Below are 528 nucleotides of genomic sequence, written 5' to 3' on the forward strand. Positions count from 1 at the left end.
AGCATCTCAGTGGGAACAGGATGCTGAGTTGATTGAATGGCTGTCCTCGCTTGGCTAAAACTCCAAAATATTATGCACAGTGAAACAGAGTAAAATGCTCTGTTTCACTGCTTTTTATGGAGGTGCTATACATAATTGATTTCTGTTCATAACGTGCCTTATGTGTTGAAGTGCATAAGGGACGTTTTCCCAGCACATGAATCGGGGGCGAACATGGATACCTGTTCGTCCTCGTAAAACATCTGCATCTCGCATCTCCTTTATGATCCTGATTTGTTCCATAAATAGGCCGGAACGCTCACCGGCAAGCCCCGCCCTCGCTCCAGCCACGGACAAGTCCTGGTTATCCCGAATTCGGAATAACCAGGATTATGCCGAGAAAATAGTTATTCCGAAGTAATCGCTGCAAACCCTGTAGTACAAGGCGTTACCAGCAAAAACTTCGGAATAACATAATCGGCATATATAGAACAATAGGATTAGAGCAGACCAGATAACTTCAAAATCATTTCCTCGTTATCAGCCCAA

Annotated in this window: 1 pseudogene; it reads right to left on the bottom strand. The window is 44.1% G+C overall.

Annotated elements, in window-relative coordinates:
• Nucleotides 1-171 precede the first annotated feature (171 nt).
• Nucleotides 172-342 (bottom strand): annotated as a pseudogene (locus ACOMDU_RS13610) (DNA cytosine methyltransferase); the annotation flags it as partial.
• Nucleotides 343-528: the final 186 nt, after the last annotated feature.

It is taken from the genome of Vescimonas sanitatis, assembly GCF_049060325.1.
Classification (GTDB): domain Bacteria; phylum Bacillota; class Clostridia; order Oscillospirales; family Oscillospiraceae; genus Vescimonas; species Vescimonas sanitatis.